General features: G+C 59.2%; 21 protein-coding genes. 6 read left to right on the forward strand and 15 right to left on the reverse strand.

Annotation, left to right across the window (positions count from 1 at the left end; all coding sequences use genetic code 11):
• The first annotated feature begins 57 nt into the window (after positions 1 to 57).
• A protein-coding gene (locus QHC78_RS12350) for an IS3 family transposase (RefSeq protein ID WP_319744928.1) occupies positions 58 to 1,145 on the forward strand; the annotation gives its coding sequence in 2 pieces (ribosomal slippage) (positions 58 to 310 and positions 310 to 1,145; 1,089 coding nt in all).
• A 181-nt stretch (positions 1,146 to 1,326) separates the two neighbouring features.
• Here the strand turns inward: QHC78_RS12350 and QHC78_RS12355 are convergent.
• The 11 genes from QHC78_RS12355 to QHC78_RS12405 form a co-directional block, all read right to left on the reverse strand.
• Positions 1,327 to 2,211, reverse strand: coding sequence for a glycosyltransferase family 2 protein (locus QHC78_RS12355; protein ID WP_319744930.1), 885 nt, complete (start codon positions 2,209 to 2,211; stop codon positions 1,327 to 1,329).
• Positions 2,212 to 2,228: 17 nt separating this feature from the next.
• Positions 2,229 to 4,298 carry an acyltransferase family protein gene (locus QHC78_RS12360; protein WP_319744932.1) on the reverse strand — a complete coding sequence of 690 codons (2,070 nt, stop codon included), beginning with the start codon at positions 4,296 to 4,298 and terminating at the stop codon, positions 2,229 to 2,231.
• A 49-nt stretch (positions 4,299 to 4,347) separates the two neighbouring features.
• The gene (locus QHC78_RS12365) at positions 4,348 to 5,295 is read right to left on the reverse strand and encodes a glycosyltransferase family protein (RefSeq protein WP_319744933.1); all 948 of its coding nucleotides are present in this window, start codon (positions 5,293 to 5,295) and stop codon (positions 4,348 to 4,350) included.
• 69 nt (positions 5,296 to 5,364) lie between these two features.
• Positions 5,365 to 6,174, reverse strand: coding sequence for a galactosyl transferase (locus QHC78_RS12370; protein WP_319744935.1), 810 nt, complete (start codon positions 6,172 to 6,174; stop codon positions 5,365 to 5,367).
• A gap of 33 nt (positions 6,175 to 6,207) precedes the next feature.
• A complete protein-coding gene (locus tag QHC78_RS12375; RefSeq protein ID WP_319744937.1) occupies positions 6,208 to 7,194 on the reverse strand; it encodes a polysaccharide pyruvyl transferase family protein in 987 nt (328 codons plus the stop codon).
• Between the two features lie 16 nt (positions 7,195 to 7,210).
• Positions 7,211 to 8,704, reverse strand: coding sequence for a lipopolysaccharide biosynthesis protein (locus tag QHC78_RS12380; protein ID WP_319744939.1), 1,494 nt, complete (start codon positions 8,702 to 8,704; stop codon positions 7,211 to 7,213).
• Between the two features lie 45 nt (positions 8,705 to 8,749).
• The gene (locus QHC78_RS12385) at positions 8,750 to 9,544 is read right to left on the reverse strand and encodes a polysaccharide pyruvyl transferase family protein (protein ID WP_319744941.1); all 795 of its coding nucleotides are present in this window, start codon (positions 9,542 to 9,544) and stop codon (positions 8,750 to 8,752) included.
• Positions 9,545 to 9,611: 67 nt separating this feature from the next.
• Positions 9,612 to 11,087 carry a mannose-1-phosphate guanylyltransferase/mannose-6-phosphate isomerase gene (locus QHC78_RS12390; protein WP_319744943.1) on the reverse strand — a complete coding sequence of 492 codons (1,476 nt, stop codon included), beginning with the start codon at positions 11,085 to 11,087 and terminating at the stop codon, positions 9,612 to 9,614.
• 21 nt (positions 11,088 to 11,108) lie between these two features.
• Positions 11,109 to 12,440 carry a UDP-glucose dehydrogenase family protein gene (locus QHC78_RS12395; protein ID WP_319744945.1) on the reverse strand — a complete coding sequence of 444 codons (1,332 nt, stop codon included), beginning with the start codon at positions 12,438 to 12,440 and terminating at the stop codon, positions 11,109 to 11,111.
• 89 nt (positions 12,441 to 12,529) lie between these two features.
• Positions 12,530 to 14,116, reverse strand: a complete 1,587-nt coding sequence (gene wbaP, locus QHC78_RS12400; RefSeq protein ID WP_319744946.1) for an undecaprenyl-phosphate galactose phosphotransferase WbaP — start codon at positions 14,114 to 14,116, stop codon at positions 12,530 to 12,532.
• Between the two features lie 332 nt (positions 14,117 to 14,448).
• A complete protein-coding gene (locus QHC78_RS12405) occupies positions 14,449 to 15,063 on the reverse strand; it encodes an Lcl C-terminal domain-containing protein (protein WP_319744948.1) in 615 nt (204 codons plus the stop codon).
• 268 nt (positions 15,064 to 15,331) lie between these two features.
• Between QHC78_RS12405 and QHC78_RS12410 the strand changes: the two genes are divergently transcribed.
• Entirely contained in the window at positions 15,332 to 16,813 is a 1,482-nt protein-coding gene (locus QHC78_RS12410; protein WP_319744950.1) for a capsule assembly Wzi family protein, read from the forward strand.
• 40 nt (positions 16,814 to 16,853) lie between these two features.
• Here the strand turns inward: QHC78_RS12410 and QHC78_RS12415 are convergent, their stop codons facing one another.
• On the reverse strand, positions 16,854 to 17,978 hold the full coding sequence (locus QHC78_RS12415) for an MraY family glycosyltransferase (RefSeq protein WP_319744951.1): 1,125 nt from the start codon (positions 17,976 to 17,978) through the stop codon (positions 16,854 to 16,856).
• 403 nt (positions 17,979 to 18,381) lie between these two features.
• Between QHC78_RS12415 and QHC78_RS12420 the strand changes: the two genes are divergently transcribed.
• The 4 genes from QHC78_RS12420 to QHC78_RS12435 all read left to right on the forward strand — a co-directional run bounded on the left by QHC78_RS12420 (position 18,382) and on the right by QHC78_RS12435 (position 23,777).
• Positions 18,382 to 19,788, forward strand: coding sequence for a phosphomannomutase/phosphoglucomutase (locus QHC78_RS12420; protein ID WP_319744953.1), 1,407 nt, complete (start codon positions 18,382 to 18,384; stop codon positions 19,786 to 19,788).
• Positions 19,789 to 19,800: 12 nt separating this feature from the next.
• Positions 19,801 to 21,396 (forward strand): glucose-6-phosphate isomerase, encoded by a 1,596-nt coding sequence (gene pgi, locus QHC78_RS12425; RefSeq protein WP_319744955.1) that lies wholly within the window; start codon positions 19,801 to 19,803, stop codon positions 21,394 to 21,396.
• A 75-nt stretch (positions 21,397 to 21,471) separates the two neighbouring features.
• Positions 21,472 to 22,458, forward strand: a complete 987-nt coding sequence (gene waaC / locus QHC78_RS12430; RefSeq protein ID WP_319744957.1) for a lipopolysaccharide heptosyltransferase I — start codon at positions 21,472 to 21,474, stop codon at positions 22,456 to 22,458.
• An 11-nt stretch (positions 22,459 to 22,469) separates the two neighbouring features.
• Positions 22,470 to 23,777, forward strand: a complete 1,308-nt coding sequence (locus QHC78_RS12435) for a 3-deoxy-D-manno-octulosonic acid transferase (protein ID WP_413816465.1) — start codon at positions 22,470 to 22,472, stop codon at positions 23,775 to 23,777.
• Here QHC78_RS12435 and QHC78_RS12440 read toward each other — a convergent pair.
• From QHC78_RS12440 to QHC78_RS12450, 3 genes are all read right to left on the reverse strand, one after another.
• The gene (locus tag QHC78_RS12440) at positions 23,758 to 24,759 is read right to left on the reverse strand and encodes a LysR substrate-binding domain-containing protein (RefSeq protein WP_319744962.1); all 1,002 of its coding nucleotides are present in this window, start codon (positions 24,757 to 24,759) and stop codon (positions 23,758 to 23,760) included. The two genes, QHC78_RS12435 and QHC78_RS12440, sit on opposite strands and share 20 nt — an antisense overlap.
• Positions 24,760 to 24,858: 99 nt before the next feature.
• Positions 24,859 to 25,755 (reverse strand): substrate-binding domain-containing protein, encoded by an 897-nt coding sequence (locus QHC78_RS12445; RefSeq protein WP_319744964.1) that lies wholly within the window; start codon positions 25,753 to 25,755, stop codon positions 24,859 to 24,861.
• 66 nt (positions 25,756 to 25,821) lie between these two features.
• Positions 25,822 to 26,676: an amidohydrolase family protein gene (locus tag QHC78_RS12450; protein WP_319744966.1), complete on the reverse strand. Its 855-nt coding sequence runs from the start codon at positions 26,674 to 26,676 to the stop codon at positions 25,822 to 25,824.
• Positions 26,677 to 26,734 lie beyond the last annotated feature (58 nt).

Below are 26,734 nucleotides of genomic sequence, written 5' to 3' on the forward strand. Positions count from 1 at the left end.
CCCCCGCAAAAGCGTTGAGGCCAGAAGTAGAATTTTCTCGTTGAGGAGTTCTACAGCATGAAGAAGTCACGATTCACGGACAGCCAGATCATCGAAGCCATCAAACGGGTGGAAGCTGGCCTTGCGGTACCCGAACTGTGCCGGGAGCTGGGCATCAGCTCGGCGACGTTCTACAAGTGGCGATCGAAGTACGGCGGCATGGATGTGTCGCTGATGGCACGGATGAAGGAGTTGGAAGCCGAGAACGCGCGCCTGCGCAAGATGTACGTCGGGGAGAAGCTCAAGGCCGAGATCGTGACGGAGGCGCTCGAAAAAAAGTGGTGAGGCCATCTCGCCGCCGCGAGATGGCCCGACGTGCCGTGCAAGATCGCGGCGTATCGATCCGGATGGCTTGCGAGGTGTTCAGCATTAGCCAGACCTGCTATCGGTACGTCACCAAGACCGACGCCGAAAACGAGGAGATCGCAAACTGGCTGCTTCGCCTGACGGACAACCACCGCAACTGGGGCTTTGGGTTGTGCTTTCTGTACCTGCGTAATGTCCGCGGCTTGCGGTGGAACCACAAGCGCGTGTACCGGGTCTACCGCGAGCTTGAGTTGAACTTGCGGATCAAACCGCGCAAACGGCTGGTTAGGCAGGTGCCCGAGCCGTTGACGGTACCGACCCAGGTCAACCAGGTGTGGTCGATGGACTTCATGCACGACCACCTTGCCGACGGACGTAGCATCCGAGTGCTGAACGTGATCGACGACTTTAACCGCGAGGCGCTGGGCATCGAGGTCGACTTCTCGTTGCCTTCAGAGCGTGTGATTCGCACGCTCAAGCAGATCATTGGCTGGCGAGGAAAACCCTCGGCGATTCGTTGCGACAACGGTCCGGAGTACCTGAGTGCGGCCATTGTGCAGTGGGCAAGCACATGGGGCATCAAGCTCGAATATATTCAACCGGGCCGACCCCAGCAGAACGCCTACGTCGAGCGATTCAACCGGACCGTTCGCTACGAATGGCTGTCCCAATATCATTGGGACGATCTGGATCACGTTCAGCGTGTCGCTACGCAGTGGATGTGGTCCTACAATCACGAGCGCCCGAACATGGCACTGGGCGGATTTACCCCGAAACAGCGGCTCGCCATGGCCGCATAGCGTTCCTACTTCTGGCAAACGCTAAAAATGGGGGGATTACCTTGATTATGACGTGAGCAGGATTTCACTGGGTCATTACATGGACTTCATGCATGACGCCTTGTATTGCGGCCGGCGGTTCCGGAAAAACTAAGCTACTCAATGTTAAAAGGCGCTATAGATAAAGACAACAGGTGAGATTCTAGCGAAGCAAGTCCCATAGCTTTCTATAGAAGCCTTTGGGTAGTAAATGGCCAATTTTCACGAGGGACGAAAGGGTAAAAGTTCCTCCGCACGAATGGGTCTTTAAAAATGCAGCCGCCTTTCTCGGCTCATCAACTATCAAGTAAGCATTGACAATTTTTGCTAAGAATCGAGAGGTCAGCTCGCTGTTTTTGCTTATGTCGTTTAAATACTTTGAGTGAATTATCAGTAGAGCTTCAAGCCTAGCGTTATGGTTGGAGGAGATGGCACCCGCCAGAGTCAAGGAATCAAATAGAACTTCTTCCATTCCGAGCACCTCGCCCTGTTGGGCGACTCGAAGAAATAAATCCCAGTCTTGAAAGCGGGGGAGTCTGGCGTCGAAGCCGCCAACTGCCTCGAAAGCCTTGCGCTTCATGAGGACAGAAGGCGTATCTATAAAATTGTCGAAGAGAAGTTGCTCGTAAACCGCGCCACTATGTACGCGGGTGGGATGTACTTCCCAATCGTTTCCTTTTTGCTTTCTTAAGCGGCAATAAACTAAGGCATAGTCATTGGAAGCATCGCTTATGGCAGTTACCTGTTTGGCAAGCTTCTCAGGATACCAAATGGTGTCACTGTCAACGAAGGCGATCCACTCGCCAGTAGATGCTCTGACGCCTGTATTGCGTGCCGACGCGGCTCCAGTGCGTTTCCTACTCTTAATGTATGAAACTCGTGCATCGTCGAGAGCTGCTATGACTTCTTCGGTATTGTCGTTGGAGCAGTCGTCAACGACAATCATCTCTAGGTCCCCATCCCACGTTTGATTTAAAACGCTTTTTATGGAGGGGGTGAGGTAAGGGGCGCGGTTGTATGTCGGTAATATGATACTAATTTTGTTCATGTTGGGTCTGTTTTCAATTACTGCCGCGAATTTGTAAGTATGGGCTTAGCGGTTAAAGCACTCAATATACCTTCTACGATATAAGGGCCCAGCGTGGTGGCGTAAGTGGCAGTTATATGTGCTGCGGTGTCTCGATATACAAGAACATTTCCAATCGCAGCCGGACAGGCGTCTTCGATACAAAAGTAATTCCTCAGCGACACAACTGGCACCCCCATCTGCTGGGCTGTTTGGGCGAGCAGGTCCTCGTCAGCATATGCGGTAGTAGCTGAAGTTATGCAATCTCTCTGATAGGAAAAGCCGATTCGTTGAGTGCAAGCAACGGCTTCATAGGCAACATCCGGTACATCCTCGATAACTACGATCTTTTGTCCGCGTGAAAGAAGTGGCGCCATGGCAGCCGCATATTCAGCTACCGTGCCTGGTGTAGTACGGATCCCTGTGGCGACGATGAGATCAAATTGTTCTGCAATCAGCTTTTCTTGTCGCCGCTGCATTGCTTCCGCGCAAGCATTCTTTCTATGCGTTTGATCACGCCATTGGCAACCGTTGCCGGTCATGACGGTTAAGTTCCAATTCAATGCTTCTAGCTGTGGCTGAAATGCCGGAAGCAACGCGGCGGCGTGGCTATCGCCGATGAGAGCGACCCGCTTAGCCCCTTTGCGGTGGCTTCCATATTGACACGAGCGCAACGGCTGGTTGGCAAAGGTGTAGCAATCATACGCATCTTGGGTATCGGTAGTCACATCGACAGGTCTCGGCTTAACGCCCGGTCCTGGATTGAGCGACGGGCAGTGCTGGCGCGGATCGAGCGCAGCTGCTCCAAAGCAGTTAAACGCCGCAACGGGAGAGAAGCCCGCAGTGGCTGCATCGGGGACCTTTGCTTCTGGCAGTGACAGTTTGTCGATGAGAAGCGTTGAAAGCACGGAAAGAAAGCAAAACACTAGGACTGCCGAGGCAAATTTTAGCCAACCGGTTGACAGCCCCGACAGACGTTTTTCACTATTCCATTTGAACCAGGTGCCTTTTCTTGCAGGCTCTTCCACAAGATAAAACGATACGGAAGAGAGTAAAAAGGTCAGTGCGAGTCCAACGACGTAATAAGCTGCACTGCTTTTGATAAAAACATATTGAAGCAGTATTGCTACTGGAAAATGCCAAAGGTAGAGACTATAGGAAATTTTACCTATGTATTGACTAATCGGGTTGCGTAGAAAATAAGAGCCGTTTTGATGCGTGCAACCTGCTGCAATTATAATGGCCGCCGATACTACAGGTAGCATGGCCCACGGGGCAGGAAACGCGGATGTTTGCCCAATTATCCATAGGGATGCCGCAATTCCCGTGACGCCGAGCCAGTTCAACAAACTCGCGGTTATCTTGTCGATTTTTGAAAAAAAAGTTGCACTGGCGGCGATGAGCGCACCAAGTCCGAGCTCCCACGCTCGCGAGAGTGTTGAGAAGTATGCAAACTTCGGGTCGCTTGCTGTTTCATAGAAGCACCAAGCTAGCGAAATTAACGAGATGCCTGCAATTGCTAATCCAGCCACAAGTCGCGTGTGGTTACGCTGCCAATTAAAAAAGCGACTTCCAAAGAGTAAAAGACCTAGCAAAAGCCACGGCCAGATAAAGTAAAATTGCTCTTCAACGGACAGGGACCAGTAATGTTGCAATGGGGACGGCGGCATGTCCTGTCGGAAATAGTCGACTCCATGCAGAGCGAATTGCCAGTTACCTAAAAAAAAGAAGCTTGCAATCGCGTCTTGAATGACTCCCTTTGTCCGATCAAACCCGAGAAGCGGGTAGCTTGCACTTACTGTAGCGACCAGAACCAGCGTGGCTGCGGGGAGAATTCGCTTGGATCGTCGGATATAAAAATTCCTAAAGGAAATGGTACCTTGTGCGTCGTATTCGCGAAGCAAAATGCCGGTAATCAAAAAACCGGATATCACGAAGAAAATATCGACGCCGACGAAGCCGCCAGACGGCCATCCCAGTAAGTGATCTGCAATGACCGCAATGACAGCAACGGCACGCAGGCCTTGTATGTCGAGTCTAAACTGCGAGGCTGTGTGGCGATGTTGCATAATTTATTCGCACGTGTATGCTATGCGTCAACCTTACATAAATTCGAAGTCAGCGAGTCGAGCTCGAGATGCCCATGGCCAATTTAAGCTTTTCTAAGGTGATTTCGTCACCAAAAAGAGATTCCACCGCTTTCCGGTCTGGCCTATTGGAGAGCAACGTTGGGCTGCTTAATGCAGAGATTAGGGTGCTGATGTTGTCGAATGCATGAATGCCTGAAAGCCTTTCATCCGCGGACAGCCACTGGATGAACGGCGTACGGACGGCAAACACCGGAATACTAAGACTAAGCGCGTAAATATAGCTGCCTGAGACCACCATGTCGGTATCCGCGTTGAGTACCAGTAATCCGTGTGAATCGCTGGCAATCCGTGCCGCTGTCGGGGAGTCCAAAAAACCCGGCATCAGTAAGACGTTCGACTTGTTAGCCGCGAGGCTCTGGCACTTCTCAAAGTAAGCCTTGTCTTTGACTGGCCCTGCAATGACCAAGCTAACCTGATCCGGTAGTAAACGGATGGCTTCTTCAAGTTTCTTGTAGGGGGCGATATGGCCGAAAACAAAGAAGTAGTCTTTGTATGGAACTGGATTCGTCGGCGCGATGTCGTTGGCATACAACGGATGAGGCACGTAGAAACGTTTGCCACCGTTCACTTCGAGAGGGGAGTGTGTAATGACGATGTCGGCAGTTGACTCGATGTGGTCGAGAAGTGCCTTTGCAGTGGCCTTGCCATTCTCCGTTTTGACATGATGCGGATGGTTGTTATGACGTACCCATACCAACTTCGTACTAACTACCCGGCAAGCGAATAAGTAAAGCCGTAATAGTGCGAGTCTGGCTAGTGAGATGTCTCCGTTCGGACCGGCGAATGCCAGGCTCTCAACCCAGTTTAGAAATACATAGTCGTAGCGTCGCCTGAATAGAGACCAGGGCCTAAAGACGAATTCGCGGGGAGAGGGGAAGGCCCGAACGGTTGCGAGGCGCATAAGAATTTGAGTCATGCGATCCACGTAGGGATTATGCGCCTGCTTACTAGAGTAAGGTTGAAAGCCTATTTTCACTGCCGGCTCTCACTTGACGCCAAAGAATTCACGCTGCGCCTGCGCGTCGACCCTACGGAGATTGCGGAGGTTGCGAATGGTGGCGGACGGTTTTAGTAGAGCGGCCTTGGTGACAAAGTAACGGCGGATGAGGCTTGGTGTCGCGCTATGTGAACCTGGGTGTGCGACCCGGTAGACTGCACCCCGGAAAGGGAGTGGTTGTAACGGAGTTCCGCGATCAGTCAGAATTTTGGGAATTTGGTGATGGCTTCCGAGCATAGACTTAATCCATTCTTCGGAGGCGTCTTCGAAGCGGTCGGGCAGTTGGTAAAGAGCAGCGTTAACGATCAGGCACGTGCCGCAGACATGATTGAAATCATCATGTCCAAGCATGATTCTCCCGCCGTGATCCCAAATATATCCACGAGTAATCACCCATCCGTTGGCTTCCGGGTTGCGAGCTGCGAAGGTTGCAATGTTGGCGCTGACAAAGTCGTCGTCATCGACAATCATGAAAAAGGTGCTGTCGCGCGCCCCCAGCATGCCTGCTAAGACTCGCCTACCCTTGTCCAAGCGGAAGGCATCCCAGAATTCTTCTTTTGTTGGTGAGGACTTCTTTTCGTGAAACAGATTCGGCGAAAAGTCTACACGACACACACTGAACTTTTCGGGCAGCTCAGGTAGGTCAGCGCCATGGTTCGCGACGATAACCCCGCGCCAGTCATCGTAGGATTGAGATGAAATGGACGCGATGGTCTGCTCCAGATTTGCCCGGAGCAGTTTCCAGTCGCGAGCATTGTCTTGGTGGCGAACTGGGATGATAAATGTAATGAGGGCCATGACTTATATTGTGAGAGATAAGCGACGACGCATTCAGGCCTGTTGTCTAGCCCAAGCAATAGCTTCAGTAAGGGTTGCGGCTTTATACGACAGAGCCGTTCCCCCAGAAAATGTATCCATGAAGCCGTATACTTTTCCGTAGTTATTGTCAAGCACCGCATGCGGTTTGCCCGCCAGCAGTGAGCATATGTGTACATGTAGCCGGTCGGTAACGATCGCGCGGGCGCGGGCGATATGTTGGATGCCACGCTGGAAGCGATGGTTAGCCGCCGCGTTGAGCATGCGGGATCGCAGGTCCGAGAACGCCCTGTCGCGGATTGCAGACTTTAGTCCGGCGCATTTGGCTCGTCGTACATCCATCTTGCTTTCGGACATCCAATCTTCGCAAGGAATGTCAGGCGGAATTTCATCATCGACGCGGCTTGATTTCTCTTTGTCTTGGCGCAGTACCGCGAGAACTTTCAATGAGGGATTGTCTGTTGCGACGGGGCCGATGCAGAACGCCATGTCCGGACAAAGCTTCACAACGCAATCGAAGTGTTGTTGAGCGAATTGCAGGGATTTCTTGTCTCGGACCATTAGCACAAAATTCTTATGTTCCCCGATGCACCTCTTTGCGCTTTCCAAATGTTCACGGGATTCGAAGTGGATTGATTGCGCGAACTGGACGACCTGATGGCTTGGATGCTTTTTCAGAATCATTTCGCGAAATTTTTGATGGCCCAGCCAGATATCTCCAAAATTCCCGCCCCCCCGCAGGAAAATAGGGCCGTCACCTATTCTTCTCAGCATCGTCGACCTGGAGAAATCTTTAATACGGCATATGTAGGCGGGCTGCATGCCATATTGGTCGCGGAGGTAAGCTATTTGTCCAAGCCAGATGGCGGAGTCGCCGCAGTTCTTGATGTCGGGGAAATCCAGATAAGCCACTGGCTGGCCTGGCCTAATGTATTCCTTCACGCAGGTATGAATTTGTGCTTGTAGCTCTGCGATCAGTTGTAAATGTGGCGCTTGCGTCATGGGAGCTTAAAGAGAATTAGGGAAGCGCACGGCTGCGCAGCTTGGATAGAATCTGAGAGCTTATTGCGAATATTTCGGTTTCTGGGCCTTTCGGTTTCTTCATCAAAACCCAGAGAAGAAAGTTGGAGGAACAATAAAGAAAAATTCCCAGTGCGATTTGCGTAATGAGCTGCGCCAATATTTCTATTTTTTCGCTAGGCTCCGGAAAGAAATAAGAGGCTGCAATTACGCCTGCGGCCATCAAGAGAACGCTGATCAGTGCTCGCGTGTTTGCGGATAGCTGTTGGAGTACGCTGATGTTGGTGAAGCGTTTTACCAGGAATAGATTGATGGCAGTGGAAAGAAGGCCGGTAAAAATGCGGCTTAGAATGACGCCCTTCAGGCCAAAGTACATAGCGCCTAGAAAGATGATTGGCACACGGACGGCAAACATTTGCATGTCCCTCTTGAAGAGCATTTTGGTTTCGCCTTGAGCCATTCCTAAAGGTTGGACGAGTGACCCTAGCGTTTGTATAGCAAAGACAGCTGCAAGTGCCTGAATGATGAACACGACGGGAAGCCACGTTTCTCCGAGGACCAGCAAGACGAGCCGTTCGGCGATGACCGCAAAGCCTACGCCGACTGGTAATGCGATAGCCGTGACTAAAGCCTGTGCACGTTGGTAAGCCGCTGCCAAGCGTTCAGCGTCATGCCTGATATTAGCGAAGCTGGGATAGATAGTTTGTTTCAGTGGGGCTGTGGTTTCGCGCGTTGGGAGGATCGCCAGGTTGTTACCCATCGAGTAATAGCCTAAGGACGTCGGCCCCAGTATTTTGCCAATGAGTAGAACGTCGAAGCGCCAGTTTAGAGTATTGGCAATTTGGCTGGCGGAAAGCCAGGCAGAAAAAGAAAAGAATTCCTTGAAGTGCCGAAACGTGATCTTGGGTAGATAAGGTAGAAGAATGTAGGAGACCACGAAATTTGCGAGCTGCGTAGCAACGATTCCGACGACCAAGGCCCAATAACTGTGCCAAATAGCCGCCACGATTACTGAGGCAAGCAATCCTACGAACTTCTGCGAGACGCTTAGAAAAAATTCTTGCCGAAAAATCAGGTCGCGTTGGAACGTAATAAGACGGGGATTTATGAGGCCGCTTAAAAAGACACTAAATCCAAGCGCCAGCATAATTCCGGTTAGCCTGTCGTCGTCGTAGAACTTTGCTGCAGGATAGGCAGCTAGTGCGAACAAAAGGAAAATAAGCAGCCCCCGCATGGCGTTGAGCGTCCACGCGGCGTTGAAGTGCGAGTCTTTTGGACTATCGTGTCGGATCAACGCCTGTGTGAGGGAGAGCTCCGTTGCACCTGTGACAATCGCCAGCATGGTAGTACCGAGCGCTACCAGGCCGAAATCGGCCGGGGCTAGGAACCACGCTAGGATTACAGTGCTCAGCATTGTGAGGCCGTTCACGATGGCTCGCGAAAGGCTCATCCACATGCTGGCTTTGACCAAGCGGCCGCGTACGCTATTCACTCTCGGTGCCCTTCTGCATACCGATAGGAGTGTCCCAGCCAAGGGTCATTGCGGGTGCCATAGGTCAATGGGAAACGCTGCCAGTAAGCGCTGGCCGTCTATTTTGGGCGGCGGCATTCCGCCCATTTCTCGGGCCTCGTCAAGCGTTTTGGCATAGGGAATGTTTGCGCGTCCTGTTCCTTGGTAGTAGTCCTCGAATTTGAACAAGGCTTCGGTTTCACTTAGTCGCAGATACGTAGCGGGGATGCCGAAGGCTTCGGCGATAATCAGGCCATGTAGCGAACTTGCGACCACTCGGTCACTGCTTACGATGGCATCAACGACTTGGTACCAAGGCAGCAGCGGGGAGATGAAAGATTCATCATGGCGGACCAGGTTAATGTCGTGCAGGTTAGGGACGACGGCAAGTTCGCGTCTTTTCTGGTCCGTGCGGAATCGTGAGGGGAACAACAAAGGTAGCAAAAGGGCGGGATCCCCATATACTTCGGGGACATAAATGCCTCGTTTGCTCAGAAACTCTTTAGTCAACGGCCCCCGCACTGCACGAACGTCAAGATTTTTGAATTGGTGGGTTGATTCCGGAACTTTGCCGTTTACGCCGCTTCCCCAGATGACATCTCCATCTTTGGCGAAGTGCAAGATCGAACCGATGGCAAGCAACCTGCGTGGGTTCTTTACCTCTTCGTCCAGCAACCGTTCGTGTCGATATAGCACAGTAGAGACTACGACATGCGATAAATGATCGCCAAAGTTCTGGCTGCCATTCGAAGGGCGCCAATAAAATAGCTCGACACAGTTGCTATTGCGCTTGCCGCCTAAGAGGTTCTTGAGAATCTTCATACAGGAGTAATTTTGACCCGAGCGAGAGCAGTCGCTGCGTGTAGGCAGGCCGCCATGAGTTCTTTCGTCATTGCCCGCTACGGCCAAAATCATCCGCCAGACGCACAATATCGTCTTCCCCTAGGTAGGTGCCCGACTGAACTTCGATGAGCTCCAGCGGCACCATGCCGGGGTTGTACAAGCGGTGGACCTCGCCCAGGGGAATATAGGTCGATTGGTTCTCGGTCAGTAAAAACGTCTTTTCGCCGCAAGTAATTTCGGCTGTGCCCTTGACCACTATCCAGTGCTCGGCACGGTGGTGATGTTTCTGCAGGCTTAGGCTGGCCTTGGGGTTAACCTGGATGCGCTTGACCTTGAACCGCTCGTCTTCATCGATGCTGTCATACCAGCCCCACGGGCGATGTACTTTGCGGTGTAGCATATGTTCTTCGCGCTGTTGTTTGCCCAAAGCGTTGACAATATGCTTGACGTCCTGGCTGCGGGACTTATCCGCGACCAGGACGGCATCAGGCGTTTCAACGACGACGAGGTTTTCTACGCCTACTAAGCCGACTAGACGGCTGGTGGCATGCACGAGCGTATTGCGGCTGTCCTGGGCAATCACGTCGCCCTGGTGGGCGTTGCCGGACTCGTCCCGGGGAAGTACGTTCCACACGGCATCCCATGCGCCAACGTCGTTCCAACCCGCGGCCAAGGGCACCACCTTGATGGCAAACTCGCTGCCCGGGCCATGTTCCATGACGGCATAGTCAATGGACTCTCCCGGGATGGCGGCAAATGCCTCTGGATCGGGGCGAATGAATTTTTGTTCAGGGTTTGAGTCCTGTTTCCTGCCGGCCCAGGCCTTGCTTGTCGCTTCGGCGATGTCCGGGCGGAAACGGGCCACGGCAGCAAGCCAAACAGAGGCTTTGACGACAAAAATTCCCGCGTTCCAATAGAAGCCGCCAGCTTCCAGATAGCCCTTGGCGGTCGCCAGGTCGGGCTTTTCCACGAAGCGCCGTACGGTTTCGATGTGCCCGCTGGCGTCGTTGGCTGCCTGGATGTAACCGTATCCCGTTTCGGGTCGAGTAGGTTCTACCCCGAGCGTCACAATGCTCCCTTCCTCGGCCTCCCGGATGGCTTCTTGCATAGCGGCTGTGTAGGCCGCGATATTCTCGACCACGTGGTCAGACGGGGTGACGGCCAGGATTGGATCCTGGCCCGACTCCAGCGCCGCCAGCGCCGCCAGGGTCAGCGCCGGAGCGGTGTTGCGTCCTACTGGCTCGAGTAACGCGGCGCCGAGCTGGATGCCGGCTTCGCGCAATTGCTCATTGACAAGAAAGCGGTGGCTTTCGCCCGTTACGACAAGCAGCGGCAAGACTTCGAACTGTGCCGAGGCAAGCGCGGTGAGACGGTGCGCCGACTGCTGGAATAGGCTTTCATTGCCGGCAAGGCAGAGGAACTGCTTGGGAAAGCCGGTGCGCGACAGCGGCCACAGCCGCGTGCCTGAGCCGCCGCACAGAATGACGGGTTGGACGGTGCGCGGGGTTTGCCCAGACGACATGACAACTCCTTTTGCGTGAATTTACCGGCCAATGCCTACGTAGTTGAAACCGTCACGCTTCATTTGTTTCGGGTCGTACTGGTTGCGTCCGTCGAAAATGACCGGTTGCGCCAACAGGCGTTTCAGGGCTTTGAAGTCCGGGTGGCGGAAAGGCTTCCATTCCGTCACCAGCACCAGGGCGTCGGCATCGATGGCGGCGTCGTATTGACCTTCCGCCAATTCGAGCAAACCTTCGTCGAAGAACTTTGCGGGGAATTCGCCGCGGGCAACTTCCACGGCAACGGGATCGTAGGCTCTGACTTTTGCGCCGGCTTGGATGAGCTCCTCGATCAATACCTTGCTGGGGGCTTCGCGCATATCGTCTGTGCCGGGTTTGAAGGCCAGCCCCCATACGGCGAAGGTTTTACCGGTCAGGTCGGCGCCGAAGCGGTCAGTGATTTTTTCGAACAGGCGGTGCTTTTGCGCGTCGTTGCGTGCTTCTACAGCGTTGAGCAGCTTCGGGTCGAAGCCGATTTTGCTGGCCATTTGGACCAGCGCTTTTACGTCTTTCGGGAAGCACGAGCCGCCGTAGCCGCAGCCGGGGTAGATAAAGTGGAAGCCGATGCGCTGGTCCGAGCCTATGCCCAGGCGCACGTTTTCCACGTCCACGCCCAGGCGTTCGCACAGGTTGGCGATTTCGTTCATGAACGAGATCTTGGTGGCCAGCATGGCGTTGGCCGCATACTTGGTCATTTCAGCGTCGCGCACTCCCATGAACAAGGTGCGGGGGTGGTTGCGCACAAAGGGAGCGTATAGGTCGGCCATGCGCTCCTGCGCGCGCGAGCTGGAGGCTCCAATAACGATGCGGTCGGGGCTCATGAAGTCGTCGACTGCCGCGCCTTCCTTGAGGAACTCCGGGTTCGAAACTACATCGAATTCAATCTGTACCCCGCGCGCGTCTAGCTCGGCTTGAATAGTTGCCGCGACCTTGTCGGCGGTACCCACCGGAACGGTGGATTTGTCCACAATAATGGAGTAGCGGTCCAGGTTCTGGCCGATTTCCTTGGCCACAGCCAGTACGTATTTGAGGTCGGCCGAGCCGTCTTCACCGGGCGGGGTGCCTACGGCAATGAAGATGATATCCGCCTCGGCCATGGCTTCGGGCAAGGAAGTCGTGAATAGCAGGCGGCCGGAGTTGTAGTTGTTTACGACTATGGTGTCCAGACCGGGCTCGTAGATCGGGAGCTTGCCATTTTTCAGCCCCTCGATTTTTTTGCTGTCAACGTCTACGCATGTGACGGTATTGCCCATTTCGGCAAAACATGCGCCCGTTACCAAGCCAACATAGCCCGTACCAACGACTGCGATATTCATCTTATCTGACCAAAAAACGAATGAAGCGGAACCGCGCCGAAAAAAATAGGCAACGGAAATTATAAAAAGGGCTGGCTGAAGAGCCGGTGTCAGTAAGCTCCCGTGCGTTGCAATACGACCCCGACGGTTTTGAAGAGGATGGCAATGTCATACCACAGGGACCAATTTTTCACGTACCAGGCGTCGAGGTAAACACGTGTCGAATAATCGACATCGTTACGCCCGCTCACCTGCCACAGGCCCGTCATCCCTGGTTTAACCATTCTATAGTAGACGCTGTCGCCGGAGTATCGCTCGAGTTCGGCCTTGATTACCGGGCGTGGACCGACCAGGCTCATATCTCCCCTGAGGACGTTCCACAGTTGCGGCAATTCATCAAGACTGGTGCGCCGTATGAAATTACCGATCTTGGTAATACGCGGGTCATTTTTGAGCTTGAAGTCTTTTTCCCACTCCTCCCGCGCCGCAGGATCGCTGGCCAGCAAGTCTTGGAGCACTTGCTGGGCATTGGGCACCATGGATCGGAACTTATAGCAGGGGAATTCCTTGCCGTTCTGGCCGATACGCTTGTGTCCGAAGAATACGGGCCCTTTGTCCTTTCTAATCTGAAGTGCCAGATAGGCAAAGAGGGGGGACAATAGCAGCAGCAAGAGGGCAGACATGACGACATCGAAGCCGCGCTTCACCCACCGGGAGGTCGTTCGCGCCAAGTTGTTCTTGACGCGCAGCAGCAGGACTTCGTGGCTGAAGAAGTGCGAAATCTCCGCCCCGTACAGCGGCACGCCGCGCATCGCGGGAATCACGGAAATGTCCCGGACGCCTTCGTGCGTCAGGTCGCGTATCCAGTCGTCGCGTAGCTGGCGTTCATGATGTTCCAGCGCGACCACGACCTGGATGCTGCCCAAGGCGCGCACGCCAGCAGGGCGGAAGCCACGCCAAACCGGGATGCCTTCGATTTCCTGCGGCCCTTGGTCGGGTTGGGGCGAGACGAACCCGACGACATTCAGGCCCATCAACGGCTGGCTGCGCAAGGCAAGGAGCGCCTCGCGCGCATTTTCGCCGGAACCGATAATAAGTGTGGGCTTACGCCATCCGCCCCATTGGGCCATAGCTCGTTTAGCTACCCAGCGTCCGGTAGGCACCAGGGCCAATGCGCTGGCCCAGGTGCACGCCCATTCCAGCCGATTCAGGGGCCAGTTCATCAAGGCTACCAGCGCCAGGTTCAGGACCGCCAACGTCAGGATGAGCTTGACGATTTCCCGCAGTTCGCTGGCCAGCGTCTTGCGATGGCTGTAGTGCCTGAGGACGGCGGCGGTCCAGAAGATGCCGAATAGCGCCAGGAAGCCGTATACCGCCAGCGGACCCGCGTTCAGGCGCGCTTGGCTGTCTGGACCCAGGCCGGAACTCGTCAAGGCGGGCTCAAGCATCGCCGCGCCGATCGGCGCCAGCAGCAGGCTTGCAATGTCCGCGCACAGCAGGCCGTACTTGTTCATGCGCGGGGTGTGTGATGGTAAGCGCTGACTTACTCCTGTGCCTGTTTCGCTGCCGCCTATGGCCGCCGAACGCGAGGAGGCGGCCACGTAGGGGCCGCAGTCGCGGACATGAACGCCTAAGGCAAACGAATCTCCACTGCCGGAGTCGCGCTGTTTGAGGGTATGGATTTTTTGCGCCTGCATGGTACGGATAGCCTGTAAGGAGATGCGTTGGATCCGGGTTCCCGCTGTTGCTTCATGGATTGCCTCTCCCTACCGCCCATTTTGGATCAAGATGGTCTTGTTTTTCTTGACCACGACTAATAAAAAGCCAGCGAGTATCACATATTCCCTCATCTGTATTGCGGTTTCGGTATTCGCAAATTCGGGAATGTCGATCCACTAGACTAATGGGACAGTGCCGCGATCGGCTGTATCAAAATGCTGCGGTGGACTCAATTTCGCGTCGGGTTGTACCGTAAACCTCCCGGGCTGGACATACCGCGTTCGAAGGACGCATAAGGGTAAACGCTCTATTATCGGAGGTTCGCACGAGAGCGCGCGGATGAGATCCAGGTTTCTTCTTGTTGCAACTGATGCTTATTATTGCAATTCGTGCTGATTCCTGAAACAACCCGGCGGACTGCCTTGGTGCGGAATTCTAGCGTTTTTGGCCAATCGTGCATGGCGCCGCTGTCGAAACTCAACGCCCAAGCATAATCGCGGCCGCATTGCGTGCTGGACCAATAAGGTGACGGCATGAACAAATGCGAAAGATTTATTTCGCACATGGCCAACTCCCGCTTGGAAGGTATGTAGAAGTCTTGATGGCCGTCGATTTCAAGCGCGGCGATTTCCCGCGCCGGGGCGTGACTGGCAAGCAATTCCCGGGTATTGGCGAGCCCATCGGTCACGCTGGTGGCCAGCGCCTCGTCCACTTCCAAGGCATGGGGGCACAGGTCCGCGCAGTCGGCCAGGGGAACAATCAAGTGATAGCTCCCCCAATCGGCGCGCAGCGTCCCTGCATAGACACCGCCTTCGCCTGGCCAGTAGTGTCCGATGGGGACGGGAGGTTTTTTTCCTAGGCGCTCGGGCATCGCTGCCGGTGTGCGCGTGACCAGGGGCAGGGCGGGGGCGGCAGCAAGAGGCATTTCGACGCTCCAGAAGGCAGCCGTGTTGGCCGCGGGACACAGTTTGTCTCATCCGGAGGTTTATCGTTGTTTTGGGATTTTTATAATGGCGCCGTATTGCCGGTTCAATGACTTTTACAAATTGGTAGCAATCCGGTTTACGTCCAGAGTCGTAGCCCGTATGGCTGCTCCCAGCTTTATGGTACCGTTGCCCCCCACCCCAACTCCTTACCGACAGCTGAACATGCGTAGACTTAGCCCGAACGTTTCCGCGAAATCGCTCCCTCGTATGGCTCGCATTGGCCGTTCTGTCCTGATCGGCCTGGCGCTTGGGGCCGCGGGCGCCACTTCCGCATTGGCGGACACGGCGGTGTTGGTCGAGGCGGGCGATCAACGGCTGCGGGAGGACATCCAATGGCTGGTGGATAGGGGGGTGATAGACGTTTCGACCTCCACCTGGCCCCTGCCGTTGGCGGCGCTGGAAAACGCGCTGATCGAGCGGCGTTCGACCAATCTTTCCCGCGCCGACGAGGCGGCTCTGGATTACGTCACCAAGTTCGTGTCCCGCCAGAAGCGCACGACCATCGGCGTCAAGGCGCAGGTCAATACCGATCGCATTCCCCAGCTGGGTTTTGGCTCGCAAAGCCTGGGTTCGGTCACCACCAGCGCCTATGTGGCGGCAAGTACCGATCATTTGGCTGTCAAGCTCCAGGCCAACGGCATCATCGATCCGCTTACCAACCGGCAAGCCACGTTCAACATGCAAGGCAGCTATGCGGCTGCGTCCCTGTTCGGCCAAGTGCTGTACGTCGGCCAGTTGTCGCATTGGTGGGGCCCGGGCCAGGATGGCAGCTTGGCCTGGTCCAATGTCTCGACCGCCATTCCCGGCGTGGGCCTGCGGCGCGGTACCGACCGTGCGTTTGAAACCCCCTGGCTGTCGTGGATAGGGCCGTGGGGCTATGAACTGTTCCTGGGGCAGGAGCAGCGTGCCCGCTCGCTTCCCGATACCCGAGTGGCGAACATGCGCCTGTACGTGCGGCCCATCGAAGGCCTGGAGCTGGGCGCGTCGCGGATGATTCAATGGGGCGGAAAGGGGCGGCCCAATGGCTTGGGCGCGCTTTGGGACGCCTTGACCAGCAATTCCAATGTTAATAGTCCAGGTCAGGATTTTTCCAACGAGCTGGCCGGCTTCGACATCCGGTACACGACCCGACTGTTGTGGGGAAATCCGCTCACCTTTTACCTCCAAGGTATAGGTGAGGACGAAGCAAGCGGGCGGCCGTCCCATTTCCTCGCCTTGGGCGGCCTTCAGTTCAAACACATGGTTGGCGCCACGCGCATGCAATGGCACGTTGAAGCGGCCGATACCAACGCTTCGCGCGTCTTCAGTGGCTCCGGTCGTCCCGGCTACGCTTACGGCCATGGCCTCTATCGTGACGGCTACTACCACCAAGGCCTGCCCATCGGCCATGCCATCGGCGGCAGCGGTTATATGTACTCGGCCGGGCTCTCGGTTATTCCGGACGATACGCGCTATCACACGCGCTATAGCGCCCGGGTGCTGTACGCTGACGTCAACCCCACCAGTCAAGCCATCAACCAGGCTTTCCCGGAAAAAGATCGCCTTTACGGCGGCGAGTTCTCGGTGAGCTGGATCATGGCGCCCATGACCTTCCGGGCCGGTGCCATGATGCTGCGCAGCGCGAACGGCAATGCCAACGATTCTTTTGGCGTTTTCTTCAGTACCGATATCCCGCTCTACATCTTCTAAGCGGCAGGCGCTGGCTCGCGGGCGTAGCGCCCTTGCTGTCTTATCGGCGCGGGCGTCTGCCTGGCGCCGGCTCGTCGGTCTTGCGCCATACCAGCCAACGCGGGGTGCGGAAACGCACGATGGCCGTGTATAGCCACGAGTAGATGACGATGAAGGTGGCCAGGAAGAACATCAGCACGGTGCCGTGGTCCCAGAAAACGGTGGCCGGTACGATGGCCACCAGACTGAGCGCCCAAAGGTAAGGCGACGTTACGGCATTGCGCTGGATGAGCATTTTCGCGTTGCGAGGCCCTATGGTCCAGCGTATGACCCGCTTGTAGATGAGCATGTGCAGGTGTATGCCGTCGGGTATCGCGGGCGACATGCCGCGCAGGTACTTCTTCCGGTAGATGGAGAAGGCAGTTTCGAAGATGGGATAGATGAAAAGCAGCGCCGGGTACCAGGCCGACACGCCGGGATTGCGGCTGACGAGCAGGATGCCCAGTTCGGCCAGCATGAAGCCCAGGAAATAGGCGCCGCCGTCGCCCAGAAAGATCAGACCGTAGGGATAGTTCCAGACCAGGAAGCCGAGGATGGCGCCGATCATGATGAGCGCGCCTGCCAGGACGAGGGGGTCGCCTACTTTGAAGGCGACGTAGCCGAGCGATGCGAACATCGTCATGGCGGCGGCGGCGGCCAGGCCGTTGAAGCCGTCGATGATATTGACGGCGTTGACCAGTGCCCCCACGCACAGGACGGCGACCAGGGCGCCGATCAGGGGAATGGCGAGCCAGGTGTCGACGAAGGGAATGTCGATGCGTATCACGGTCGCCCGTAACAGCAGTGCAGCCAGCGCGCCGCTCACTAGCGCGCATACCAGCCTGACCATGGGCCGGACATGTTTGGTGAAGTCTTCGACCAGGCCCGCGCCGAAGACGACGATCGAACAGGCCAGCAGCAAGGCCAGGTCGATGGCGAGAGGAAGATCTCGCGCCGCCAGTGCCGCCACTGCTACACAACAGGCTGCGACGATGCCTACGCCGCCTATGCGTGGTACGGGATGCACGTGAAATTTCTGGACGCCACTCAAGTCGTAGTCGGTCGCCGCAGCGTTGCGATTGGCGAAGCGCACGAGGAACAAAGTGGTCAGGAGCGAGACGATGAAGCTGATGGTCAAGTTGAGCATGGACGCTCGTGGGAATAAGAAGGGGCCGCGATCGCGGAACTGGCGGCTATCAGGCTTTAGCCTTGCCCGTATTTAGATCTTTATATATACGACAATCCATGAACTGTCACGTGGTTAGAACTTTCGACCGATGCTACATCGTTAGAATGCCGTAACCGCGAGTTACGCCAGACACTAAAACCGATATTTACGTCTCCAACTTCCTCTATAGTCCGGGTGAATCTTGGTGTGTAACCTGCAAGTTTGTGCCGATGGGCGGCCTCCCATGCGTACGGAGTAGCGCATCGCATTGGTTGCTCGTCTGTACGCATGAAAGATGGCGGATTGCCGGGAGCCATGTGCTTGGGCGGTAATTTCAGATATTCGCTGTTATCGGACAACTTCAGAATTTCAGGAGCATCGTGTGGGGACTTCCACCTCATTACCTTCCGTCGATATCGCCGCATCGGCCTTCAAGGCCTATGACATCCGTGGCGTCGTTCCCTCTCCCCTTAGCCCGGAGTTCGCGCGTCGTCTTGGCGCCGCGCTTGCGCTGCAGGCGCGACGCGAAGGCGTCCAGCAAGTGGTGGTAGGCCGCGATGGGCGGCTGAGCGGCCCTGACCTGGCCGAGGGCCTGCGCAATGGCCTGATGGCCGGTGGCGTGGAGGTGCTGGACGTTGGCATGGTGCCGACGCCGCTGGTGTACTACGCGGCGCACGTGAGCGGGACGGGCTCGGGCGTGGCCATTACCGGCAGCCACAATCCCCCTCAGTACAACGGCTTCAAGATGATGATGGCGGGCACCACGCTGTTCGGCGATGCTATCACTGCGCTGCGCCAGCCCATGCTGGATGGCGAAGGGGCCGACGCGGCCACGCCGGGCACTTGCAAGGAATGGGACGTGGTGCCCGAATACCTGCAGCGCATCGTGGGCGATGTGAAGCTGGCGCGCAAGATGAAGATCGCCGTCGATGCGGGCAACGGCGTGGCCGGGCCGGTTGCGGTGCAGTTGTTCAAGGCGCTGGGCTGCGAGGTGGTGGAGCTCTTTTGCGACGTGGACGGCACCTTCCCGAATCACCATCCCGACCCGGCGGATCCGCACAACCTCGAGGACCTGGTCCGCTGCCTGGCCGAAACCGACTGCGAGCTCGGCCTGGCCTTCGACGGCGACGGCGACCGCCTGGGCGTGGTGACCAAGTCGGGCCAGATCATCTGGCCCGATCGGCAGCTGATCCTGTTTGCCCGCGACGTGCTGTCGCGCAATCCGGGCGCTGAGATCATCTATGACGTGAAGTGCAGCCGCTACGTCGCGCAGGAAGTGCGGGCCGCGGGCGGCAAGCCGCTGATGTGGAAGACCGGCCATTCGCTGGTCAAGGCCAAGCTCAAGGAGACCGGCGCGCCGCTGGCCGGCGAGATGAGCGGGCATATCTTCTTCAAGGAACGCTGGTTCGGTTTCGACGACGGGCTGTACACCGGCGCCCGCCTGCTGGAGATCGTGTCGCGCTCGGACAACCCTTCGGCGGTGCTCGAGGCCCTGCCGCAGGCCAAGTCCACGCCGGAGTTGAAGATGGAGACCGCCGACGGCGAGCAGTTCGAGGTGGTCAAGCGCCTGCAGCAGCAGGGCCAGTTTACCGATGCGCGCGAGGTGATCACTATCGATGGCGTGCGCGTGGAGTATGCCGATGGGTTCGGGCTGGCGCGGCCGTCCAACACCACGCCGGTGGTGGTGCTGCGTTTCGAGGCGGACGACGATGCCGCGTTGGCGCGCATCCAGCAGGATTTCCGTACCCAGCTGTTGCGCGTGGCGCCCGATGCCAAGCTGCCGTTTTAAGGAGGGCCGTTGATGATGGAAGGCGCTCCTACGTATCTGCCGAATCCCGTCGAGCCGCTGGCCGGTACCGCGGCCTGGCAGGCGTTTGCCGAGGCCGCCCGCCGCGCGGACCGCAGCGGCGGCACGCTGCGGGTACTGGAGGCGGCTGGCCTGTCGGTGGATTTGAGCACGCAGGCGCAGTCGCCGGAACTGCTGGCTGCCGGTTCGGCGTTGCTGGCCGCACGGGATTTCGACGCCTGCCGTGAGCGGCTGCTGGAAGGCGGGATTGCCAACTGCACCGAGAACCGCGCTGCCTGGCATACCGCGCTGCGCGCTGAAGAGCCGCCGGGACGCGTGGCTGGCCGCATCGTGGCCGAACGCGATCGCGTGCGGGCTTTCGTGCGCCATCTCGATGCCGAGGGCCGTTTCCACAGCGTGGTGCATATCGGCATTGGCGGCAGCGATTGGGGTCCCAAGCTGGTGGTGTCCGCGCTGGGCTATGCCGGCACCCGGCGCCAGCTGCGCTTCGTGTCCAATATCGATGGGCATGCGATCGAGGCGGGCCTGATCGGCCTCGACCCCCAGCACACGCTGGTGGTGGTGTCGTCCAAGTCGTTCACCACCACCGAGACCATGCACAATGCGCAATGCGCCTTGCAATGGCTGCGCGAGGCCGGCATTGCCGACCCGTGGTCGCATGTGGTGGCCGTGACCGCCAACCCGGAGGCGGCCCAGCGCATGGGTGTCGCGCCGGACCGCATCTTTACGTTCTGGGACTGGGCGGGCGGCCGGTATTCGGTGTGGTCCGCGATCGGTCTGCCTATTGCGCTGGCGCTGGGCGCCGAGGCGCTGGACGGGCTGCTGCAGGGTGCGGCGGCCATGGACGAGCATTTCGCGCAGGCGCCGCTGGAGCACAACGCGCCGGTGCAGCTGGCCTTGACCGGCCTGGCCAACCGCAACGTGTTCGGCTACCCCTCGGTGAACATCGCTCCCTACGATGCGCGGCTGCTGCACCTGGTGTCCTACCTGCAGCAGTTGGAAATGGAATCGCTCGGCAAGTCGGTGGACCTGGAAGGGCGGCCGGTGACACTGCCCACCGGACCCATCGTCTGGGGCATGCCGGGCACCGACGGCCAGCACACCTTCTTCCAGTGGCTGCACCAGGGGCCGGAGGGGGCGCCGGTGGATTTCATCATCTGCCGCGAGGCCGACCATCCTTATCCCGAACACCACCGCCTGCTGGTGGCCAATTGCCTGGCCCAGCGCGAGGCGCTGCTGCGCGGCAAGCCGGCCTCGGCGCTGGAAGCCGAAGTGGCCGCCAAGGAAAGCGACCCGGCGCGCGCGGCCTGGCTGGCACGCCACAAGGCGCATCCCGGCGGCCGTCCGTCCAGCCTCATCGTGCTGCCGCGTTTGACCGCGCATGCAATGGGCGCGCTGCTGGCCTTGTATGAACACAAGGTGTTCGTGCAGGGCGTGGTCTGGGGGATCAATCCTTTCGACCAGTGGGGCGTGGAGTACGGCAAGGTGCTGGCGACCGGGATCGCCAAGGAACTGTCCGGCGATGCGGCCGGCGAGGGGCACGATCCTTCCACGGCGTATTGGGTGGGGCAGTGGAGGGGGCGCAAGTAGGGCGCCGCGGGCGTATTGCCCGTAGCGGTTAAAATTCGCGCTTTCTACGCTGCGGGTTCCCCCCGGCTTTCGTCCGTGCCTCGCATTCTTCTCGTCAAGACCTCGTCCATGGGCGATATCGTCCATGCGCTGCCCGCCGTTTCGGACATCGCCCGCCATGTGCCGGGCGCCGTGATCGATTGGGTGGCCGAAGAGGCATTTGCCGCCATTCCCGCGCTGCATCCCCAATTGAATACGGTGATTCCGGTAGCGGTACGCCGCTGGCGCAAGGCCTGGTGGTCGGCGCCGGTCAAGGCCGAGCGCGCCGCGTTCAAAAAGCGCTTGCAGGAACACCGGTACGACGCGGTCATCGATATGCAGGGGCTGTGGAAATCGGTGCTGGTGGCGCGCATGGCGAACGGGCCGTTGCATGGCTGCGATCTGCGTTCGGCGCGGGACCCGTTCGCGGCGCTGCTTTATCGGCACCGCCACCGGGTGGAGTACCGGCAGTCGGCGGTGGCGCGCATGCGCAAGCTGGCGGCGCTGGCGCTGGGCTATGAGTTCGCCGGGCCGCCGGAATTCGGCATACGGGCCGAGCCACCGGCCGGCTTGCCGGCACGCTACGCCGCCATCATGCCGTCGGCCAGCCGGGTCACCAAGCTGTGGTCCGAGGCGTCGTGGCGCACCGTGCTCGAGCGCCTGTCGGTAGCCGGTTATGCGCCCCTGGTATTTGCCGGCAACGACGAAGAAACCGCGCGCGCGCAGCGCCTGGTGGACGGCATTGCCGGTGCCCGGGCCTTGCCGCGTATGGGCTTGGCGGACGTGGCCGGCGTGCTGGCCGGGGCCGCATTGGTGGTGGGCCTGGACAGCGGCTTGACGCACCTGGCGGGCGCCCTGGGCCGCCTCACGATAGGCATCTACGCGGACTACGATCCGGCGCTGACACCGGTCACCGGTCCGGCCTTTACCGCCAGCCTGGGCGGACGCGGTACGCCGCCGTCCTGCGAACAGGTCCTGGCCGCCATCGGCCAGGCCTTGCCGGCCACGGATGCGCCTTCCGGGGCAGCGGGAGCGATGCCCTGATGCGCGCAGCGGTGTTGCAGGCGGTGTATTCCCTGCTGTGGCGGATGGCCACGCCTTTCCTGCTCTGGCGCATCTGGCGCCGGGCGCGGCGCGAGCCTGTGTACGGACTGTTTCCGGCGCAGCGCTTCGGTTTCTATGGCGACCGCAAGGCCGCGCCGGCGCGGGCCGGCTTCCGCGCGACGCCGGTATGGGTGCATGCCGTGAGCCTGGGCGAGACGCGCGCCGCCGAGCCCTTGGTGCGCGCCTTGCTCGAGCGCGGCTTCCCGGTCTTGTTGACCCATATGACGGCCACTGGCCGTACCGAGGGCGCGCGCCTGTTCGAGCAGGACATTGCCCAGGGCCGGCTGCGCCAGGCCTGGCTGCCCTACGACATGCCGGGGGCGGTCAATCGTTTCTATCGCTACTTTGCGCCGCGCTGCGGCCTGCTGATCGAAACCGAGGTCTGGCCCAACCTGATCAAGAGCGCGCGCCGCTATGGCATTCCGATGGCACTGGTCAGTGCCCGCTTGTCGGCCAAGTCCGCGCGCAAGATCCGGCGCGTGGGCAGCCTGGCGCGCCGCACCTACGGCCGCCTGGATGCGGTGCTGGCGCAGACGCAGGCCGACGCCGATCGCCTGCGGATGGTAGGCGCGCGCGATCCGCTGGTGGTGGGCAACCTGAAGTTCGACCTTCAGCTGCCGCATGAGCTGGTGCGGGCGGGAGCGGCCTGGCGCGAGTGCCTGGGACGCCCCGTGATTGCCTGGGCCAGCACGCGCGAGGGCGAAGAGGAAGAGATCCTGGCGGCCATGCGCGAGGCACCTCGCACGCCCGCCGGCGTGCAGCCGCTGGTCTTGTTGATTCCGCGGCATCCGCAGCGCTTCGATGAAGTGGCGGCCCTGGTCGAGAAGTCGGGGCTGGCCATGCAGCGCCGATCCGGTATGGCCGGCATGCCGCCTGCGGCCGTGGGCGCGCAAGTAGCCGTCGTGCTGGGCGACAGCCTGGGCGAGATGCCGTTCTACTACGCTGCAGCCGATGTGGCCATCGTGGCCGGGAGCTTCGCGCCGCTGGGGGGGCAGAACCTGATCGAGGCCAGCGCCTGCGGCGTGCCGGTGATTGTGGGGCCGCATACCTTTAATTTCGCGCAGGCCTCGGCAGACGCGATCGAAGCCGGCGCCGCGCTGCGCGCCGACAGCGCGCGCGCAGCATGGCAGCAGGCGCTGGCCTTGATCGACGACGGTGCGCGGAGGCAGGCCATGCGCGAGGCGGCGGCGCGGTTCAGCGCCACCCATACCGGCGCCACGCAGCGAGTGATACGGGCGGTCAGCGGCTGGCTGGCGTAGCGGCCAGGGGAATGCGGGGGGCCGCGGCCGGGCGTTCCGCTTGTCCGTAGCGGCGCCGTATCCCGGCGGCGGCTTCCTCCAGGCACGCGATCATGAGTTCGGCGCCCGGGCTCAGCCCGCGATTCTTGTTCCACAACACGCCCCGCGGCCGCATCAGGTTGGGAAAGCTCAAGGGCAGCACGGTTAGCGCTTCGGCGGCGTCGGCAGCGACGGCACCCGCCATGACCGCGATGGCATCGGTCACGTGCAGGTACGCACTGGCCAGATGGGTGGACAGCGTCTCCACATAGTTGTTCGGCAGCGCAACGCCGTGCTGTTCCAGCGTGCGTTCGAGCGGCGCGCGCATGATGGTGCCCGCCGGCGGCAGTACCCAGGGATAGGGTTGCAGGTCCGACCACTTCAGCCGTTTTCTTTTGGCCAAGGGATGCTGGCGGCGCGTCATGAGCCGGACCGGGTCCTCGAGCAATTCCTTTTCTTCGAAGCCGTCGGCCGCGGTGCGCAGCGGCAGGCGTCCCACGATGATGTCCACGCGGCCTTGCCACAGTTCGGGCAGTAGCGTCTGGGCCGTGCCTTCGGTTACCAGCACGTTGGTGCGCGGCGAGCGCTGCTTGAGCACGGCGATGGCCTGGGGCAGCAGCATGGAGGTGGCGGCGGGAAAGGCACCGATGTGGACCTTGCCTTCGGCGCCCGAGCTCAGGGCTTTGAGTTCGTCCCTGGCCTGGTGGAGTTCGGTGAGCAGCGTGCGCGCGTGCCGCACCAGGCATTCGCCGTAGGCGGTTGGACGCAAGCCCTGGGCAGTGCGCGAGAACAGCTCCAGGCCCAGGCCTTTTTCCAGCTCGGCCAGCGCCTTGGAGACGGCCGGCACGGTGACGTGCGAGGCTTCGGCCACCTGCTTGAGATTGCCGTAGTCGTACAGGGCGGTAATCAATCGGAGGTGGCGCGCCTTCAAGTTGACCTGCAGGTACCAGTCGATCTGCGTCATGCCGCCCCCCGGGTAGAAAGTGCGATGGCCGTGCCTTCGAGCCGGGGGATTTTACTCAAGCGGTGCATGGCGGGCGCAGGCTCCGCCATCGGGATGGGATTAGCCCAGCGCGGCCGTGGTGTCGTCGAACAACTCGTCCACCGAGAACCGCCGCGGAATGATTTTTTGCTCGTACGACCAGTCGATGGCCATCTCCAGGCCTTTGCGATTGGCCTCCAGGCCGATGGGCGGCAGGGTCTCGAGCGCGGAGGCGGGCGCGAGCTGGCGGCTTTCTACGATCATCCGGAAGATTTCCCGTACGACGTCGGGCCGCTTGCGGGAGACCTCTTCGTGGATCGCGAAGATATGGTTGATGGGAATGACCCCTTCGCGATCGTACCAGGCCCGGGCCGCTGCCTTCGCATCGGGAATGAGCGTCTGCACGCGCGGGTCCTTGGGCATATCGTTGCCGAGGATGGCCGCGGCCAGTTCGCCGTCGAGCATCATCTGGGCGATGGACGAACCGGGCGGCAGCCGCTGGCAGTTGGGTGGGTCCTGGTATTCGGCCAGGTGCGATTCGTCCACGGTCAGCCAGGTGACCCGGTCGAGATCGACGCCGTACTCGTGCTGCAGGATGCCGCGCACCCAGAGGCCCGTGGTCTGCGCATAGGTGCGTACGCCGACCTTCTTGCCTTCGATGTCCTTGGGGTCGAGGTGGCCGAACTCCTTGTTGAAGCCTATGCAGTGGTGCTGGAAGCGGCCCACCATGGGCGTGGGCAGAATGACGAACGGCTTGCCGTAGGCCTTGGCCTGCAGATAGGTCACGATGGCCAGCTCGCCGGCGTCGAAGGCATTGTGGCGGATCATGGGCTTGAAACCGTCGTGCGCGGTCTTCGGTCCGCAGAAATCGAGGTGGACCAGGTCCGAGCTGACCCGGCCATCCTTCATGGCCATCGCGACCGGAGAGTCCGCGAGATTGGTTTTCAGCGTCATGCGCGCCGCTACGGTGTTGCTCATGTTCCGTCCCCTGGGTTGTCGTGCCGCGGCGCCGTTCGTCCTGGGCGCCGCCGCTTTGCCGTTGTTTCAGTCGGCCAGTCGTGGATAGAGTTTTTGGGCCGTGCCGGCCATGATCCAGTGCTGGTCCTTGGCCGGCAGGAAGGCGATGTATTCCTCGAGGGCCTTGACGATGTCGGTCAGGCTGTCTTCCGCCGCCGGGAAGTTCGAGCCCCAGGCGATGCGCTCGGCGCCGAATTCCTGGACCACCCGGCCCAGGAAACTTTCGGGTGTGGCTTGGCCGGCATAGGCCGCTTCGGTATTGCGGCTGCTCAGTTTCAAGTAGACATTGTCGAAGCGGGCGAGGTCGAACAGGAACTGGGCGCCGGGGTAGGGCGGGCCACTGGTGATGTCCGGTTTCATCAAGTGATCGATGACCGCAATGGTTTGCGGGAAGGCCGTCAGCAGTTTTTCCAGGGCGGGGATCGCCGTCTTGGTCATTTGCACGCACACGGGCAGCTTCAGCTCTCCCGCCAGTCCCCAGGCTGCGTGCAGCTTGGGGTCTTCCAGCCACGGCGCCTGTCCCGGCATGGTGCTGCCATGGGTAAAGATGCGCAGCCCAGCCATGCCGCGGCCCATCCAGTAGCGGATTTTCTCGGGCGCGTCGGGCGCCAGCATGTCGACGGAATACACGCCTGCGAAGCGCTGCGGCTGCGCGGCAATGGAGTCGGCAACGTAGGAATTGTCGAAACCGTAGGTGGTGGACGAGTGGACGATGGCCGCTTTGTCGATACCGGCTTGGTCCATGGCCGCCACGTATTGCTCGAAGGTAACGGGCCGCGTGGCCGACCATCCCGAGCGCTCGCCGCCGAGCGGGGCGAGCGGGTAGCGCTGGGTATCCGGCGAAATGATGTGCGGGTGGATGTCGATGAGGCGAGTAGCCATGGTTTCCTTCCTGGGTATCGGTAGGGCAGGTCGATAGGAGGCGCGTCGTGGGCGGCGT

The sequence above is a fragment of the Pigmentiphaga sp. genome (assembly GCF_033795525.1).
GTDB lineage: Bacteria > Pseudomonadota > Gammaproteobacteria > Burkholderiales > Burkholderiaceae_B > Pigmentiphaga.

What these genes read in the sequence shown, in the direction of transcription:
- QHC78_RS12355 (WP_319744930.1), bottom strand. Translation starts at nt 2,211, where the DNA reads ATGAACAAAATTAGTATCATATTACCGACATACAACCGCGCCCCTTAC.
- QHC78_RS12360 (WP_319744932.1), bottom strand. Translation starts at nt 4,298, where the DNA reads ATGCAACATCGCCACACAGCCTCGCAGTTTAGACTCGACATACAAGGC.
- QHC78_RS12365 (WP_319744933.1), bottom strand. Translation starts at nt 5,295, where the DNA reads ATGACTCAAATTCTTATGCGCCTCGCAACCGTTCGGGCCTTCCCCTCT.
- QHC78_RS12370 (WP_319744935.1), bottom strand. Translation starts at nt 6,174, where the DNA reads ATGGCCCTCATTACATTTATCATCCCAGTTCGCCACCAAGACAATGCT.
- QHC78_RS12375 (WP_319744937.1), bottom strand. Translation starts at nt 7,194, where the DNA reads ATGACGCAAGCGCCACATTTACAACTGATCGCAGAGCTACAAGCACAA.
- QHC78_RS12385 (WP_319744941.1), bottom strand. Translation starts at nt 9,544, where the DNA reads ATGAAGATTCTCAAGAACCTCTTAGGCGGCAAGCGCAATAGCAACTGT.
- QHC78_RS12390 (WP_319744943.1), bottom strand. Translation starts at nt 11,087, where the DNA reads ATGTCGTCTGGGCAAACCCCGCGCACCGTCCAACCCGTCATTCTGTGC.
- QHC78_RS12395 (WP_319744945.1), bottom strand. Translation starts at nt 12,440, where the DNA reads ATGAATATCGCAGTCGTTGGTACGGGCTATGTTGGCTTGGTAACGGGC.
- wbaP (WP_319744946.1), bottom strand. Translation starts at nt 14,116, where the DNA reads ATGCAGGCGCAAAAAATCCATACCCTCAAACAGCGCGACTCCGGCAGT.
- QHC78_RS12405 (WP_319744948.1), bottom strand. Translation starts at nt 15,063, where the DNA reads ATGCCTCTTGCTGCCGCCCCCGCCCTGCCCCTGGTCACGCGCACACCG.
- QHC78_RS12410 (WP_319744950.1), top strand. Translation starts at nt 15,332, where the DNA reads ATGGCTCGCATTGGCCGTTCTGTCCTGATCGGCCTGGCGCTTGGGGCC.
- QHC78_RS12415 (WP_319744951.1), bottom strand. Translation starts at nt 17,978, where the DNA reads ATGCTCAACTTGACCATCAGCTTCATCGTCTCGCTCCTGACCACTTTG.
- pgi (WP_319744955.1), top strand. Translation starts at nt 19,801, where the DNA reads ATGATGGAAGGCGCTCCTACGTATCTGCCGAATCCCGTCGAGCCGCTG.
- QHC78_RS12440 (WP_319744962.1), bottom strand. Translation starts at nt 24,759, where the DNA reads ATGACGCAGATCGACTGGTACCTGCAGGTCAACTTGAAGGCGCGCCAC.
- QHC78_RS12445 (WP_319744964.1), bottom strand. Translation starts at nt 25,755, where the DNA reads ATGAGCAACACCGTAGCGGCGCGCATGACGCTGAAAACCAATCTCGCG.
- QHC78_RS12450 (WP_319744966.1), bottom strand. Translation starts at nt 26,676, where the DNA reads ATGGCTACTCGCCTCATCGACATCCACCCGCACATCATTTCGCCGGAT.